Annotated in this window: 13 protein-coding genes; 6 read left to right on the top strand and 7 right to left on the bottom strand. The window is 72.1% G+C overall.

The window, feature by feature from the left end; translation table 11 throughout:
* Nucleotides 1-146 precede the first annotated feature (146 nt).
* The 5 genes from BLR04_RS06815 to BLR04_RS06795 are packed head-to-tail and all read right to left on the bottom strand — an operon-like array spanning nt 147 to nt 5,019.
* A complete protein-coding gene (locus BLR04_RS06815; RefSeq protein WP_090760642.1) occupies nt 147-1,094 on the bottom strand; it encodes a DNA polymerase ligase N-terminal domain-containing protein in 948 nt (315 codons plus the stop codon).
* A 29-nt stretch (nt 1,095-1,123) separates the two neighbouring features.
* The gene (locus BLR04_RS06810) at nt 1,124-1,804 is read right to left on the bottom strand and encodes a FadR/GntR family transcriptional regulator (protein WP_090760640.1); all 681 of its coding nucleotides are present in this window, start codon (nt 1,802-1,804) and stop codon (nt 1,124-1,126) included.
* A gap of 25 nt (nt 1,805-1,829) precedes the next feature.
* Nucleotides 1,830-2,852: an MBL fold metallo-hydrolase gene (locus BLR04_RS06805; protein ID WP_090760638.1), complete on the bottom strand. Its 1,023-nt coding sequence runs from the start codon at nt 2,850-2,852 to the stop codon at nt 1,830-1,832.
* Nucleotides 2,853-2,883: 31 nt separating this feature from the next.
* Nucleotides 2,884-3,999 (bottom strand): steroid 3-ketoacyl-CoA thiolase, encoded by a 1,116-nt coding sequence (locus tag BLR04_RS06800; protein ID WP_090760636.1) that lies wholly within the window; start codon nt 3,997-3,999, stop codon nt 2,884-2,886.
* A gap of 42 nt (nt 4,000-4,041) precedes the next feature.
* Nucleotides 4,042-5,019 (bottom strand): sigma-70 family RNA polymerase sigma factor, encoded by a 978-nt coding sequence (locus tag BLR04_RS06795; RefSeq protein WP_090760634.1) that lies wholly within the window; start codon nt 5,017-5,019, stop codon nt 4,042-4,044.
* 631 nt (nt 5,020-5,650) lie between these two features.
* Here BLR04_RS06795 and BLR04_RS06790 point away from each other — a divergent pair.
* Nucleotides 5,651-6,088 carry an ester cyclase gene (locus BLR04_RS06790; RefSeq protein ID WP_176902971.1) on the top strand — a complete coding sequence of 146 codons (438 nt, stop codon included), beginning with the start codon at nt 5,651-5,653 and terminating at the stop codon, nt 6,086-6,088.
* Nucleotides 6,089-6,102: 14 nt separating this feature from the next.
* On the opposite strand, the gene BLR04_RS06785 is transcribed toward BLR04_RS06790, so the two are convergent.
* Together BLR04_RS06785 and BLR04_RS06780 are read right to left on the bottom strand one after the other, a co-directional pair.
* Complete coding sequence (locus BLR04_RS06785) at nt 6,103-7,041, bottom strand: NADP-dependent oxidoreductase (protein ID WP_090760630.1); 939 nt, start codon at nt 7,039-7,041, stop codon at nt 6,103-6,105.
* 66 nt (nt 7,042-7,107) lie between these two features.
* Complete coding sequence (locus tag BLR04_RS06780; protein WP_090760628.1) at nt 7,108-7,758, bottom strand: TetR family transcriptional regulator; 651 nt, start codon at nt 7,756-7,758, stop codon at nt 7,108-7,110.
* A gap of 220 nt (nt 7,759-7,978) precedes the next feature.
* Between BLR04_RS06780 and BLR04_RS06775 the strand changes: the two genes are divergently transcribed.
* From BLR04_RS06775 to BLR04_RS06755, 5 genes are read left to right on the top strand one after another with little or no spacing between them, the layout of a single operon-like run.
* The gene (locus tag BLR04_RS06775; protein WP_090760626.1) at nt 7,979-8,968 is read left to right on the top strand and encodes an acyl-CoA dehydrogenase family protein; all 990 of its coding nucleotides are present in this window, start codon (nt 7,979-7,981) and stop codon (nt 8,966-8,968) included.
* Nucleotides 8,968-10,122, top strand: a complete 1,155-nt coding sequence (locus tag BLR04_RS06770; protein ID WP_090760624.1) for an acyl-CoA dehydrogenase family protein — start codon at nt 8,968-8,970, stop codon at nt 10,120-10,122. The genes BLR04_RS06775 and BLR04_RS06770 overlap by 1 nt, the downstream gene beginning before the upstream one ends.
* Nucleotides 10,119-11,030, top strand: coding sequence for a bifunctional MaoC family dehydratase N-terminal/OB-fold nucleic acid binding domain-containing protein (locus BLR04_RS06765; RefSeq protein ID WP_245740058.1), 912 nt, complete (start codon nt 10,119-10,121; stop codon nt 11,028-11,030). Before BLR04_RS06770 ends, BLR04_RS06765 begins: the two co-directional genes overlap by 4 nt.
* Complete coding sequence (locus tag BLR04_RS06760; protein ID WP_090760622.1) at nt 11,030-11,446, top strand: MaoC/PaaZ C-terminal domain-containing protein; 417 nt, start codon at nt 11,030-11,032, stop codon at nt 11,444-11,446. Before BLR04_RS06765 ends, BLR04_RS06760 begins: the two co-directional genes overlap by 1 nt.
* A complete protein-coding gene (locus BLR04_RS06755; protein WP_090760620.1) occupies nt 11,446-12,612 on the top strand; it encodes a lipid-transfer protein in 1,167 nt (388 codons plus the stop codon). Before BLR04_RS06760 ends, BLR04_RS06755 begins: the two co-directional genes overlap by 1 nt.

Here is a 12,612-nt window from a genome sequence, read left to right as displayed (position 1 = left end):
CCCCGAAAGGGAGGGTCTGCGTGCGGCCGAGGGAGGAATTCGCCTGTCGGTGTCTCGGCCATAGCCCCGGCATGACACAGGGATGTGGTGCGCTGGTCGCACCAGTTGTGGAGAATCGGCCGCCTCCAGTGTGGTGGATCGGTCGGTCAGGACGGGATGAAGAGCCACGCCTCGGACGGGCCGGGTTCGTACGGGGAGTCGAGGCGTTTGGCGAGCATCCCGGGCAGGCCCTGTTCGCGGGCCGCCTGCCGCACCGGCCCCGGGTCGCCGGGCCACGACGGGGCCGTCTGCCAGTGGGGGCCGGTCAGGTCGAGCGCCTCCAGTGCCGCCCGCCGCACCGTGTACGGCTCCTCGACCAGCGATCGGCCGTCGTCGTAGAGCAGGTCGGAGAGGACGAGGAGCTCCGCGCCGCCCAGGGTGGCGAGCTCACCGTCCAGCACGGCGGTCCTGCTGCCGAACGACTCGGCGAGCTCCCGCAGCCACGGGTGCTCGCCCGCGGCCTCCGTCCGGCCGCCCTCGACGGGGACGAGCAGTCGCCGTCCGCCCCACGCGAACTCGAAGGCGTACGCGGCGGCGTCCTTCGGCGGGCGGGCCCGCTCGACGGGCAGCATGGGCGCCACCGAGGGCAGCGGGTCGCGGACCGCCGGACCCATCCGATGGATCATCCAGTTGTCGCCGCGCGTCCGGAAGAGCACGAACCGGCCGGAGGCCCGCCGCCCGTGCAGGACGATCTTGACCTCGCGCTCCGACCATTTCTCCGTCTCGTACGTGCCGGTGTCCCAGACGGTCATCGTGCCGCCGCCGTACTCACCCGAGGGGATCTCGCCGTGGAAGGTGAGGTACTCCATCGGGTGGTCCTCGGTGTGCACGGCGAGGTGGTTGGTCGCCGGGTCGGCCGGCAGGCCCTTCGGCACGGCCCAGGAGACCAGGACGCCGTCGCGCTCGAGGCGCAGGTCCCAGTGCAGCGACCGCGCGTGGTGCTCCTGGATGACGAACGCGTCGCCGCCGGGGGTGGAGGCGGGCACGTCGGGGACGGGCTCAGGGGTACGGTTCGCGTCGCGCTTGCTCCGATATCGGGCGAGTTTGTCGGACACAGCATCGGTTCTGCCCGGCTGTCGTCCGATCAGTCGAGTTCCAGCGCCTGACGCAGCCACGCCTCGACGCCGGCGACGTGCACGGTGGCCCAGGAGCGCGCCACGTCGGGCTGGCGGGCCGCGATGGCCTCGTAGATCGCGGTGTGCTGCTCGCGGGTCTTGTCGATGGCGCCCTCCTCGGTGAGCCCCCGCCAGATCCGGGCCCGGGTGGTCGGCCCCGACAGGCTCTCGACGAACGAGCAGAGCACGCTGTTGCCCGACCCCTGCGCGATGCGGTGGTGGAACTGCAGGTCGTTGGCCACGAGCTCCTCGACCGTGGGCTTGGCCGGCAGCGACTCGAGGATCACCCGGAGCTCGTCGATGTCGGCCTCGGTCATCAGCTCGGTGGCGATGGCCGTGGCGGCCGGCTCGAGGATGCGGCGCACCTCGAAGAACTGCAGCACCGTGTCGTCGCGGTGCAGGTCGAGGACGAAGGACATGGTGTCGAGCAGCAGCCCAGGCTCGAGGCTCGTGACGTACGTGCCGTCGCCCTGACGCACGTCGAGCACGTTGATCAGCGACAGGGCGCGGACGGCCTCGCGCAGCGAGTTGCGTGACAGCCCGAGCCGTTCGGCGAGGTCGGCCTCCTTCGGCAGCCGGTCGCCGGGGGCCAGCTCGCCGGATACGATCATCTGCTTGATCTTGTCGATGGCCGCGTCGGTGACCGCCACGATTCTCTCCCTAGACATCGGATGTCTAGGAGTCTAGGGCGTGGAAGCGTACCGGATCGACGCCCGCGAGGCGGCCCACGCGGCCCGCGGCCTCCAGGGCGCGCAGGTGGGCGGCGGCCTCGCCGGCCGCCATGCCGCGCAGCATGGGGGACAGGTCGTCCCACGGTCTGTTCCAGGTCATCATCGCGGCGGCCTCCCAGATGGTCAGCGGTTCCGCACGTTCGGCGAGGAGGGCGTGCAGGTGTTCCAGCTTGTCCTCGTGATGGTGGCGGATCTCGGCGGCCCGTGTCGCCACATCCTGAAATATCCATTCATGTGCGGGGAGAGCCTCGATCGACCCCAGCTCGCCGATCCTGTCCAGCGACGCGAGGAAGTCTCCCAGCGGATCGACGTCGTCGCGGTCGAAGGGATAGATCCCGATGTGCGGGGTGATGCCGGGCAGGACGTGGTCGCCGGTGAACAGCCGGTCGGCGTCCTCCAGGTGCAGGCAGATGTGGCCGGGGGTGTGGCCAGGGGTGTGCACGGCACGCAGCTTGCGTCCCGGCAGGTCGACCAGGTCGCCGTCGCGCAGCACCCGGTCGGGCGTCGCGGGCGGAGCCGGACGGGCGCCGGTGGCCTGGCCCGCCTCGGCGGGGCCGGCCCCGGCCCGGCGCAGCATGTCGGTCTGGAAGTCGTCATGGTCGCGGGCGGCGTACTCGCTCATCAGCCTGACCAGCTCGGCGTCGTTCTCGTGCATGGCGATCCACGCCCCCGACGCGTCCCTGACCTGCCCGGCGAGCCCGGCGTGATCGGGATGGAAATGGGTGACGACCACGCCGCGCACCCAGGACACGTCGAAGCCGAGCGACCGCAGGCCGCCGCTGAGCGCGTCCCAGGCGTCGGGATGGTTCCACCCGGCGTCGACCAGCACCGGGCCCTGGGGCGACTCGACGGCGTACACGAGCGTGTAGCCGAGCGGGTTGCCGGGGATCGGCACCGGCACGCTCCACACCCCGCCGCCGAGATCGTGCGGCCGCTGTTCGGCGTACGGCCTGCGCCTGGACTTCATCTGTTCCCCGATCGTGTGTGTGAGTTCCCGGTCAGCCCACGCGTTCCAGGATCGTGGCGGTCGCGAGCGCCCCGCCGGCGCACATCGTGACCAGCGCCGTCGTCGAGTCGGACCGTTCGAGCTCGTGCAGGGCCGTCGTGATCAGCCGCGCGCCGGTGGCTCCCACGGGGTGGCCGAGCGCGATCGCGCCGCCGTTGACGTTCACCCGGTCGAGGTCGGGCTGGTGCACGCTCGCCCACGACAGGACGATCGAGGCGAACGCTTCGTTCACCTCGAACCGGTCGATGTCGCCGATCGTCATGCCCGCCGCCGTGAGCACCTTCGCCGTCGCGTCCACAGGCCCGTCGAGGTGGTAGTACGGCTCGGCGCCGACCAGCGCCTGGGCCAGGATTCGCGCCCTGGGCCGCAGCCCGTGCCGCCGCGCGGCCGTCTCGCTCATCACCAGCACGGCCGCCGCGCCGTCGGAGATCTGCGACGAGGTGCCCGCGGTGTGCAGACCGCCGTCCAGCACCGGCCGCAGCGCGGCCAGGCCCGCCGCGGTGGTCTCGCGCAACCCCTGGTCGGTGTGGACGTCGCCCACCGGCACGATCTCCCGGTCGAAGCGGTGATCGGCCCACGCCTTGGCGGCCAGCTGCTGCGAGCGCGCCCCGAACCAGTCGAGGCGCTCCCTGGTCAGTCCGCGCCGCCGCGCGATGCGCTCGGCCGCGGTGAACTGGTCGGGCAGGTCGATGCTCCAGTCGTCGGGACGCGGCTGGGCGGGCAGCACGTTGCTGCCGAGCGGCGCCCGGCTCATGACCTCTACGCCGCTGCCGACGCCCACCTCGATGACGCCGGCCGCGATCATTGCCGCCGCGAGGTGGACCGCCTGCTGCGACGAGCCGCACTGGGCGTCGATCGTGGTCACCCCGGTCGTGTACGGCAGCCCGGCGTACAGCCAGGCGTGCCGGCCGATGTGGCCGCCCTGCTCGCCGGCCTGGGTGACGCAGCCCGTGAAGACCTGGTCGACGGCCGCAGGGTCGATCGCGGCGCGCCGCACGAGCCCGTCGAGCGCGGTGGCCAGAACCTGTTGCGGCTTGAGCCCGGACAGCAGGCCGCCGCGCTTGCCGATGGGGGTGCGTACGGCCTCGACGATCACAGGGGTGCCCACAGTCGCCTCCAGAATGATGCTCTGGCGCGACTGTAACGGGTTCTACTTTATTGCGGAAGCCTCGTACGTGGCGGGCAGCCCGAACGCCTCGAACAGCCGAAGGTCGAAGAACATCGCCACATGGCTGATCAGGGCGCCGGAGAAGGTCAGCACCATGAGGGCGAACGGCTCGTCGCGGAAGTACACCGCGAAGGCGGGCTGCCCGTTGGCGGCGACGGGTAAGAGCCTGAGATCGCCCGCCCGTTCGGCGGGACAGTTGGTCCTGACGAGCTCGACGATCGCCTTGGGGCCTTCGTACCAGCCGGTGTACGGGGGCATCTCCCAGACCGCGTCGCCGGTGAACAGGTCGACCAGGGCGTCGACGTCGTAGTCCTGGAACGCGGAGACGTAGCGGTCGAGCTGTGCCCGCTGCTCGGGCGTCAGCGGCTCGACCGGGTCGTCGAGGCTCGGCGCTACCTGGCCCAGCTGGGCCCGGGCGCGCTGCAGGATGCTGTTGACCGCGGCCGTGGACGTGCCGACCGCCTCGGCGACCTCGGCGGCCTTCCACCTGAGCACGTCGCGCAGCACCAGCACGGCGCGCTGCCGGGGCGGCAGGTGTTGCAGCGCCGCGACGAGCGCGAGCCTGATGCTCTCTCGCGCGGTGACGATCGCGGCCGGGTCGTCGCCGCCCGCGCCCACCAGCGCGTCGGGCATCGGCTCCAGCCACGGCACCTCGATGTCCTGCACGAGGGGCGCGTTCCCCTCCTGGCTCGGCGCGCCGAGCCCCGCCGGCAGAGGTCGCCTGCTCCGGCTGTCGAGCGCGGTCAGGCACGCGGTGGTGGCGATGCGGTAGAGCCAGGTACGCAGCGAGGACCGCCCCTCGAACCCGTCGTAGGACCGCCACGCGCGCAGGTAGGTCTCCTGCACGAGATCCTCGGCGTCGTGCACGGAACCCAGCATCCGGTAGCAGTGCGCCAGCAGCTCACGCCGCATGGGATCAGCGAGCCGGACGAACTCCTCCCGCGTCGGCTTGTCGCTCATGCCCCCTGTATAGCCGCCACCACCGACAGAAACCGCTGACCCGCACAGCGGGCCGTGCGCCGCCCCCGCCGATCCCGATCCCGATCCCGCATCTGCGGCTCGCACCCGCACCTGCACCGGATGCCCGCCGGCACCTGATCCACCTGCGCCCCACCGCAGCTCCCTCCTGCCCGGGCCTCACCCGCGCGGTCCCCATCCGCGCCGGGTCACCGGCACCCTGCGCGCACCCGATCCCATCTGCGCCCCGCGCACCTCGTGCACGATCAGGTCGGGGGCAGTGGGTGCGACTGAGAGCGAGTGTGGACGCCAGGATGCGGCCGGCTCCCAGTCGGTGTTGAGGTCGGGCCTGGGGGAGTCCGGAGCGGGGCGGCCCTGGGGCAGGGGGAAGCCCGGAGTGGGGGGCAGGTCGGAGTGGGGGGCGGGCCGGAGCCGTGTGCCGGAGCCGCCGGACATCGCCGTGCAACTCCTGCATCTCCTGCATCGCCTGTGTTGCCGGAGGTGTCGGTGATCGTGCGTGCCGCCGGGTCTGGCTTGGGCGGTCGGGGCGGGGATGGGGCGCGATATGGTGATGAACCACCATAAAGCCGTACATTTCGCCCATTGCTTCCTCGTGCTGCGAAGGGAACCGTTCATGTCAGATCCGCAGGATCCCCTCATCCGGCTCCGCAAGGCGTTCAACCGGCACGACCTGATCGAGCTGGCCCTGTGCTTCAGCGCTCAGGCGGTCGTGGTCGCCCCCGACGGCATCGGCGAGAACCGGGAGCAGATCGCCAGCTACTACGGACAGTTCATGGACTCCTTCCCCGACTCCGCGTGCACGCCCCAGACGGTGATCGTCTCGAACGACACCGTCATCGCCGAGTACACCCTGACCGGCACCCACAAGGGCCCCTACCTGGTGCCCGGTGGCGACGTGCTGGAGCCCACGGGCCGCCCCATCGCCGTACGCGCGTGCAGCCTCTCCTCGGTCGAGGACGGCCACATCGCGGCCCACCGCATCTACTACGACCAGCTGGAGCTGGCCGCCCAACTCGACGGCGCCCTCACCTTCACCCGCCGGCCCCTCTGAGCGAAGCCCGCCCCTCAGCGGGGGACGGTGAGGACGATCTTGCCGGAGGTGCGGTTGGTCTCGCCCAGTTCGTGGGCCTTGGCGGCCTCCCACAGCGGCATCGTCGCCGCCACCTCCGCCCGCAGGGCGCCCGCCTCCACCAGCGCCGCCAGGGCGCGCAACCCGGCATGGTCGGGCTCGACGAGGACGGCCTCGGAGCGGATGCCCAGCTCGGCCGCCCGCGCGTGCAGACCGGGGTCGATCAGGCTCAGCGCCAGCGAGATGATCGTGCCGCCGGGCCGCAGCGTCCGCAGCGAACGCGGCCCGTAATCGCCGCCGATCGTCTCCAGCACCACGTCGACGTCGCGGACGACGTGGGCGAAGTCCTGGTCGCGGTAGTCGACCAGCTCGTCGGCGCCGAGTTCGCGCAGGAAGCCGTGCTTGGCGGCGCTCGCCGTGCCGATGACGTAGGCCCCCCGCGCCTTGGCGATCTGCACCGCGAGATGCCCGACCCCGCCCGCGGCGGCGTGGATGAGCACCCGCATGCCCGACCTCAGCCCGGCCACGTCCACAAGGGACTGCCAGGCGGTCAGCCCGGCGAGCGGGATGGCGGCGGCGTGCACGTGGTCGATGGAGTCGGGCTTGCGGACGAAGTTACGGGACGGCGCGGTCACGTACTCGGCGAAGGCGCCCTGCCCGTGGTGGGGGAGCATGCCGAACACCGCGTCGCCTGGCTTGTGGAGTGCCTGGCCCACGCCGGAGCCCTCGACCACCCCCGAGACGTCCTTGCCGAGCACGAACGGCGGTGCCGAGGCGAGTACCCCGCCGCTCGCCCGGGTCTTCCAGTCGGTCGGGTTGAGCCCGGCCGCCTCCACCCGTACGAGCACCTCGGTGGGGCCGGGCACCGGCTTGTCGATCTCGACCATCTGCAGGACCTCGGGGCCGCCCAGAACGTCCTGGCTGATCGCCTTCATCGTCGTCATGCGTCCCAGCCTTGTGGCTCGACGTTCTGCTCGGGGGGTGGCGAAGGGTAAAAACAGTCAGAAATCGGCGAAGAGTCGCGCGGCGGCGGTCTCGATGCGCCGCTGGATCTGCTCGTACGTACGCCGCCCGCGCAGCATCTCCAGCAGCTCCTGCACCCACACGCTGGACAGCGACCCGGCGAGGTCGATCTGCTCCTCGCCGGCCGACTCGAGCGTCAGGCCGTCGGCCGAGACGCGCAGCAGCAGCCCCGTCATGCGGTCGCCGAACGGGGTCTCGACATCTGCCATGATCAAAGACCGGATGAGGGCGTCGGCCAGCTCGGGCTCGCGCATCAGCCCGCGGGTGGCCCGCATGAGCACGTCGACCGCGCGGCTCGCCGGGGTGACCGCCCCGGGCGGGCGGCGTTCGATGCTGCTCTCGAGCAGGTCGAGCTCCTCGCCGACCACCGCCACGACGAGGTCCATCTTGGACGGGAAGTAGCGGTAGAGCGTGCCGAGCGCCACGCCGGCGCGCTCGGCGACCGTGCGCATCTGCATGGCCTCGACCCCGCCGCGCGAGGCCAGCGCGGCGGCGGCCTGGACGATGCGCTTGCGGCGCTGGTGCTGGCTGCGGGTGCGGAGGCTCTGGCCGCCCTGGGCGGAGTGGCTCTCCGCGGCCCCGTCGGCGTCGCCGGCGGGTGGGGCGACGGCTGCGTGCGTGCTACGCATGAGAACACGTTATCTGATATTTGGCCGGGACCGCTCGTTACTTGCCGGTTACAAGCAGGGCGAATCAGCCCATGTCCCTGGCGTAGGGGTATATGTCGAGCGCTGTCGGCGGGGCCTGCTGCTGGACAGAGATTGGTATGTGTTCTAGTTTCCGGGGTAGCTCACCAAGCGCTTGCTGGAGGACGCCACACCCGCGGGCACGTCGTGGAGGGATCTCACCGTGGACTTCGACCTGGACGAAACCCAGCAGGACCTGAGGACACTCGCCGCGGAGGTCCTCGCCAAGGACGGGGGCGAGGACCGGTTCCGGCAGGCCGGGCTGATGAGCGTGTGCGTGCCCGAGGAGGCGGGCGGCGCCGGGCTCGGGCCGGTGGAGATGGCCGTGGTGCTGCGGGAGGTCGGCTCCATGGCCGCTGTGGTGCCGGCCCTGCCGACCCTGGCAGGCACGCTGGCGTTGGCCCGGCACGGCGACCTCGACATGCAGCGGCGCTGCGCCGACCGGGTCGCCCTCGCGCTGCGCGAGCCCGGCCGGGCACTCGCCGCCCCGCCCCTGACGACCGCCCGCAGGAAGGGCGACGGCTGGACGCTGACCGGCCGCAAGGCGAACGTCCTCCACCCGCCGCCCCCGGACACCGCGCCGGCGACGCTGGTCACCGCTGACGAGGGGCTGTTCCTGGCGGAGCCGACGGCCCTGACGAACGAGTACGCCTCCACGGGCGAGCCCGCCGCCTCGCTCGTGTTCGAGGACGCCCCCGCCGAGCGGATCGCCGGCCCCGAGGCGGTCGAGGACACCGTCCAGCTCTTCACCGCGGCGGTCGCCGCGCAGGCGTCCGGCGTGCTCAGCGGAGCCCTCGAGCTCACCACGACCCACGTCAGGACGCGCAAGCAGTTCGGACGGGCGCTGGCCGAGTTCCAGGCGGTGACCATGCAGGTCGCCGACGTCTACATCGCGGGACGGGCGCTCGACGTCGCCATGTGGTCGGCCCTCTGGCGGCTCGGGGCGGGGCTGCCCGCCGAACGCGACCTGGCCCTGGCCGCGTACCACGTGTGCGAGGGACTGACCGCGCTGCACACCTGCCAGCACCTGCACGGCGGGCTCGGGCTCGACGTGACGTACCCGCTGCACCGCTACTTCGCCCAGGGCAGGCTCCTCACGCACCTGCTCGGCGGCGCCGACGCCCAGCTCGACGTGATCGGAGCGCTCGTCTGATGCTGATCGACCTGACCCCCGAGCAGCGCAGGCTCCGCGACGAGCTGCGCGAGTACTTCCTGACCTGCCTGACCGCCGACGAACGCGCGAGGATCGCCGAGGACCCGTTCGGGAAGGCGTACATGGAGCACTGCCGGCGGCTCGGCCGCGACGGCAAGCTCGGCCTCGGCTGGCCCAAGGAGTACGGCGGCAGCGGCTACGGCCCGCTGGAGCAGCAGATCTTCGCCAACGAGATCGCCCGCGCCGGGGTGCCGTACCCGATCATCACGGTGCAGACCGTGGGGCCCACCCTGATGCAGTACGGCACGCGCGAGCAGAAGGACTTCTTCCTGCCGCGCATCCTGGCGGGCGAGCTGCACTTCGCGATCGGCTACAGCGAGCCGGAGGCGGGCACCGACCTCGCGTCCCTGCGGACGACCGCGGTGCTCGACGGGGACCACTACGTCGTCAACGGCCAGAAGATCTTCACCAGCGGCGCTCATCACGCCCAGTACATCTGGCTCGCCGCCCGTACGAACCCCACGGCGAAGAAGCACAAGGGCATCACCATGATGATCGTCTCCACGGACGACCCCGGCTTCTCCTGGACCCCGATCGTGACCATGGACGGCCGCCACCACACGAACGCCACCTACTACTCCGACGTCCGCGTCCCGGTCGACATGGTGGTCGGCGAGGTGGACCGCGGCTGGGACCTCATCGTCAACCAGCTCAACCACGAGCGCGTCACGCTCGGCCCGGCCGGGAACCTCGGCCAGACCTACGACCGCTTCCTCGCCTGGGCCCGCCGCACGGGCGTGGACGGCGTCCCGGACGTGCGCCGGGCGCTCGCCAGGGTGTGGGCCGCCTTCCGCACCAACGAGCTGCTCAACTGGCAGGTCGCGGCGAACATGGACCTCGGCTGGCTGGGCGCCCCCGACGCCTCCGCCACGAAGATCTACGGCTCGGAACGCATGCAGGAGGTCGGCCGGATCGTCGGCGACATCCTCGCCCGGTACGGCGACCCGGCCGACCCGGAGACGGCCGAACTGGTCGAACGCATCGACCGCGGGGCCAAGGGCGGCCTGGTGCTGACGTTCGGCGGCGGCGTGAACGAGGTGCAGCGGGAGCTGATCGCCATGCTCGGGCTCAACCTGCCGAGGCCGCCCCGATGACCGACCCTGAGATGACCGCTGAAGAGCTGCACGAGCTGGCGCGCGGGCAGGCGGACCTCGGCGAGGTCCGCGGCGCGCCCGCGCCCGACCCGGTGAACGCGCCCATGATCCGGCACTGGCAGCAGGCCATGGGCGACACGAACCCCGTCTACCTCGCGACCGGCGTCGCCCCGCCCGCGATGGCGCAGGTGTGGACCATGCCGGGGCCGGGGGAGCGGCCCGACGACGGCTCGCCGGTGACCGACGTCCTCGCCGCTCTCGACCGCCACGGCTGCACGGGCGTCGTGGCGACCAACTGCGAGCAGACCTACCACCGCTACGCCCGGCTCGGGGAACGGCTCACCCCGGCCACCCGGTTCACCGACCTCGCCGGCCCGAAACGGACGGCTCTCGGTGTCGGCTTCTTCGCGACCTGGACCGTCACCTGGTACGCCGAGGACGGCGCGCCGGTCGCCGAGATGCTGTTCCGGGTCCTGAAGTTCCGTCCGTCCGAGACGGGACCCACCACCCCGTATCCGCTCAGACCGGCCGTCAACCAGGACACCCGCTTCTTCTGGGACGGCGTCGAGCAGGGCGAGCTGCGCATCCAGGCGTGCGCCGACTGCGGCGCGCTGCGCCATCCGCCCGGCCCGATGTGTCCGGTGTGCCGCTCGGTCGCCCGCACCCACACGGTCGCGACCGGCCGAGGCGTCCTCTACAGCTACGTCGTCCACCACCATCCGCCGGTCCCCGGCCGCGAGACGCCGTTCGCGGTGGGCGTGGTGGAGCTGCAGGAGGGCGTACGGATCGTCGGGAACGTCGTGGACTGCCCGATCGACAAGCTGGAGGTCGGGATGCCGCTGCGGGTGACGTTCCGGCGCATGGACGACCGGCTCGTCCTGCCCATGTGGACGCCCGAGGAGGCGTGATGCCCGTACGCATCGAGGCCGACGCGGAGCTGCCGGAGCTCGCGCTCGACCTCACCCCCACCCTGGTCGTCTCGACGGCCCTCGCCACCAGGGACTTCACGCCGGTCCACCACGACCCGGCGCTCGCCCGCGCCCAGGGGTCGGCGGACATCTTCCTCAACATCCTCACCACGATGGGGCTGGTCGAGCGGTTCGTCACCGACTGGGCGGGGCCGCGGGCCGTCATCGAGCGCATCGACGTGCGGCTCGGCGTGCCGGCGTACGCGGGCGACCGGCTGAGCTTCTCCGGCGCGGTCGCCTCGTCCGAGGACGGGCGCGTCACCGTGCGGGTGCGCGGCCGGGTGAGCCTCGGCGACCACGCCACCGGGACGGTCACGCTGCGCGTCCCTGACGATCTCCCCGAGGAGGACGGGTGATGCTGAGCGGGCGCGCCGCGATCGCGGGCGTGGGAGCCACGGAGTTCAGCAAGCAGTCGGGACGCACCGAGCTGCGGCTGGCCGCCGAGGCCGTGTGGGCGGCGCTGGACGACGCGGGCCTGTCACCGGCCGACGTCGACGGGATGGTCACCTACAGCCAGGACGCCAACCAGGAGATCGCCGTCGCGCGCGAGACGGGCGTCGGCGAGCTCACCTTCTTCTCCCGCGTCGAGTACGGCGGCGGCGCCGCCTGCGGCACGGTCGCCCACGCGGCCATGGCGGTGGCCACCGGCCTGGCCCGCACGGTCGTCTGCTACCGGGCGTTCAACGAGCGGTCGGGCCGCCGCTTCGGCCGGCCGGACGCGGGCCTCGGCGGTGAGCCCACCTCGCAGGGGCTGGAGATGAGCTGGCACGTCCCGTTCGGGCTGGTCACGCCGGCCGCCTGGGTGGCCATGTTCGCCCGCCGCTACATGCATGCCTTCGGCGCCACCTCCGAGGACTTCGGGAGGGTGGCGGTGACCATGCGCCGCCACGCGGCCACGAACCCGGCCGCCTGGTTCCACGGGCGTCCGATCACGCTGGAGGAGCACCAGACGTCCCGGTGGATCGCCGAGCCGCTGCACCTGCTCGACTGCTGCCAGGAGAGCGACGGGGCGGTGGCCCTCGTGGTGACCTCCGCCGAGCGGGCCCGCGACCTGCGCCATCCGCCCGCGGTGGTCGCGGCCGCCGCGCAGGGCTCGGGGGCGGGCCAGATGATGATGACGAGCTACTACCGCGATGACATGACGGGTCTGCCGGAGATGTCGGTCGTGGCGCGCCGGCTCTGGGAGATGTCGGGCCTGTCGCCGGCGGACGTCCAGGCCGCGATCCTGTACGACCACTTCACCCCGTTCGTCCTGACCCAGCTGGAGGAACTCGGCTTCTGCGGGCGTGGCGAGGCTCCCGGGTTCGTCCGCGACGAGGGCATCGGGCTGGACGGGCGGCTGCCGGTCAACCCGCACGGCGGGCAGCTCGGGGAGGCGTACATCCACGGCATGAACGGCATTGCCGAGGCCGTCCGCCAGCTCAGGGGCAGCGCCGCGAACCAGCTCGCGGGCGTGACGAACGTCCTGGTGACCGCCGGGACGGGCGTGCCGACGAGCGGCCTGGTCCTCTCGACCGGCTGA

It is taken from the genome of Nonomuraea maritima (genome assembly GCF_900100395.1).
GTDB lineage: Bacteria > Actinomycetota > Actinomycetes > Streptosporangiales > Streptosporangiaceae > Nonomuraea > Nonomuraea maritima.
This window is presented reverse-complemented; position numbering and strand designations above follow the sequence as displayed.

What these genes read in the sequence shown, in the direction of transcription:
- BLR04_RS06760 (WP_090760622.1), top strand. Translation starts at nt 11,030, where the DNA reads ATGCCCGTACGCATCGAGGCCGACGCGGAGCTGCCGGAGCTCGCGCTC.
- BLR04_RS06770 (WP_090760624.1), top strand. Translation starts at nt 8,968, where the DNA reads ATGCTGATCGACCTGACCCCCGAGCAGCGCAGGCTCCGCGACGAGCTG.
- BLR04_RS06765 (WP_245740058.1), top strand. Translation starts at nt 10,119, where the DNA reads ATGACCGACCCTGAGATGACCGCTGAAGAGCTGCACGAGCTGGCGCGC.
- BLR04_RS06795 (WP_090760634.1), bottom strand. Translation starts at nt 5,019, where the DNA reads ATGAGCGACAAGCCGACGCGGGAGGAGTTCGTCCGGCTCGCTGATCCC.
- BLR04_RS06755 (WP_090760620.1), top strand. Translation starts at nt 11,446, where the DNA reads ATGCTGAGCGGGCGCGCCGCGATCGCGGGCGTGGGAGCCACGGAGTTC.
- BLR04_RS06805 (WP_090760638.1), bottom strand. Translation starts at nt 2,852, where the DNA reads ATGAAGTCCAGGCGCAGGCCGTACGCCGAACAGCGGCCGCACGATCTC.
- BLR04_RS06790 (WP_176902971.1), top strand. Translation starts at nt 5,651, where the DNA reads ATGTCAGATCCGCAGGATCCCCTCATCCGGCTCCGCAAGGCGTTCAAC.
- BLR04_RS06780 (WP_090760628.1), bottom strand. Translation starts at nt 7,758, where the DNA reads ATGCGTAGCACGCACGCAGCCGTCGCCCCACCCGCCGGCGACGCCGAC.
- BLR04_RS06785 (WP_090760630.1), bottom strand. Translation starts at nt 7,041, where the DNA reads ATGAAGGCGATCAGCCAGGACGTTCTGGGCGGCCCCGAGGTCCTGCAG.